Source organism: Haloarcula sp. H-GB4 (assembly GCF_030848575.1).
Taxonomy (GTDB): domain Archaea; phylum Halobacteriota; class Halobacteria; order Halobacteriales; family Haloarculaceae; genus Haloarcula.
This window is the reverse complement of record NZ_JAVDDX010000012.1, coordinates 1-2,075: the sequence shown is the minus strand read 5'-3', so window position 1 is coordinate 2,075 and position 2,075 is coordinate 1. Positions and strand designations below refer to the sequence as shown.

Genomic DNA, 2,075 nt, shown 5'->3' with positions numbered 1-2,075 from the left:
GCCAAGCGGCCATATTGCAGTGGCTCCCAGCTGTCGAACCCGTGGTCTGCTGGCGGCGTCAGTGTCGTCCGGGCCGTTGCGATCAGGTAGTCAGCCCCGCTGACAACTTTGCCAGCCGTGTTCGCGACATCTGGAATGAATTCCACATTCCCCCCGAAGTCGGTTATCGTCTCGTTTTCCCAACGCAATGCTTCTGGATGGCCGGCGACCGGCACCGGCGGGCCTCGGAAGCCCTCGCTTCGGATGTGGGATTTTGCTTTGCTCTCGCAACCGAATGTCTCCCCGCAGGTACACTCGAACGATTCGTCGTTGCGGTAGTAGCCATCAGTATCCTGTGAGCGGACAAGTTCGCCGTCGTCGTCCATGTAGATGGTATCGACATACCCCCACGAGTACGACACCTCAATCTCATGCTCCTGTCCGGGCTTGCTGAAGTCGAAGCCGGCTTGCTGGTCTGGCTGTCCGTCCTGTGTCTGAGTCGGATCAGTTGTAGTCATCCTCTCACCCGCCAGAGGAACACAAAATCGCTCGATCCAGCGTATTAACCAACAGAAGTCGCGAGTGTTGGTTAAGAAGCTCGGTATCGTGGGTTTGCGTGCTACTCAGGTCGATCACCTGCCCCGCCGTCGGTCGCAAGACTCGTTTGCTTCGTGGCAAGGAACCGCTCAGGGACGCTCTCGAATGCATCCAGCCCCGCTTGCTCAGTCCCTTCGACGTCGACGCCACTGTGCCCTGTTTGCCACGTAGCAGAGTCGCGCTCGAAACCCCCGTCAAAGGCCGAGAGTTCTGATCGTCGGGCTGGAGCCGCTGCCGACGAGAGTTCTTCGGCGCGGTCTGAGAGCCATCCCATTTGGTCGAACATCCCGTCGAAGTCTCGCTCCTGGAAGGGAAAGCGGACTGTCGCTTTCGGGGGAAGAGCAGTGTACGTTTCCCGCCCGGTCCGAATCGCAGTTGGCCGCCCGTCGAAGATACCACGCTCGCGCAGCGCGTCGACGTAGTCGCTGCCGGCCAGAACAACCAACTCTCGACAGGGGGACTCCTGCTGATCGGCTGCGTACGGCCGCCGGAGCCAATCGCCCAGTGATGAATGGACACGCAGCGCCCACCGATCTAGCTGGGTCTCGACTCGGTCGCCCGACGGAAGCCGATAGTGTGGCTCACCCTCGATGGGTTCTCCGCGCAGGTCCTCAATGGTCGTGTCGTATGGGGCGACCGTCTGCCGAGGCATTAGTATCGCGTGCTCCGCAGAGAGGACACCCCAAGTATTCGCTCGTCGGTCAGCAGTTCGAGCCCACTGGACGGCCTCCTCAGCAAGCGATCGCTTGACCGAGAAATATGACGATGTGTAGAGGTTGCGAGCCTCAGCTGGATCGTCGGTTTTCGCGTCACTGCACCCGACAAGGACGAAGCGGCCACGGGTCCGCTCTGTCTGTGTTGTCATGATCTGTCTCCCTCGTCTAGAGAGGGAGTCACAAAATTGCGGCTCGACAAGATACACGGCTGCTCAGTGATGGCTCTTGCCTAATCTGGCGAAATAGACATAGTAGACCTGACATTGGTACAGAATGGCGTGCAAGGTATAGAGGGTGTATTCATCACACTAATGGTGGAAAAGAAGGAATCTCTGGTCATGTCCTCCGAGACAACTGCGCTCCTTGGCTCGATTCGTCAGTGGCTATTGGTCATCGTATTTCTGCTCGGAGTGGGGGTACTCACACTGGCTCATATTGGATATGTCCAAAATAATACTCAGATGTTGTTTTGGCAGAGTCTCGTATTCAGCGTTTCAGGCGTACTCGGAGGCCTCATCGCTACTATTGCTGGTATCAAACTACTCGGCAGCTACTCATCGTCTTCGCCTAATGGGCACCCGACCGAGTAATCTAGTAGACTTCACAACTCACAACGCTGCGCTACGAGATACGCGCCCTGTATTCATCACCAGTGATTATAACAGATCTCAGATAATACTGCTCCGCTGGGTTCGGTAAGAGCCTCAGTAGCAGTACCTGTTCTAGCCGTGAACCTCAGTAGGAGTGAGTCCGGCCCGGTATTCTACTCTGTCTCGCTCGTGC

The 2,075-nt window shown here is 57.2% G+C and carries 2 protein-coding genes; both read right to left on the bottom strand.

Annotated elements, in window-relative coordinates; all coding sequences use genetic code 11:
* A partial coding sequence (locus RBH20_RS21290; protein ID WP_306712418.1) for a hypothetical protein occupies positions 1–497 on the bottom strand: 497 nt, incomplete at its 3' end.
* Between the two features lie 101 nt (positions 498–598).
* Positions 599–1,441 carry a DUF6884 domain-containing protein gene (locus RBH20_RS21285; RefSeq protein WP_373567993.1) on the bottom strand — a complete coding sequence of 281 codons (843 nt, stop codon included), beginning with the start codon at positions 1,439–1,441 and terminating at the stop codon, positions 599–601.
* Positions 1,442–2,075 lie beyond the last annotated feature (634 nt).

Excerpts from the sequence above, each read along its gene's own strand:
- RBH20_RS21285 (WP_373567993.1), bottom strand. The coding sequence starts at position 1,441 with ATGACAACACAGACAGAGCGGACCCGTGGCCGCTTCGTCCTTGTCGGG.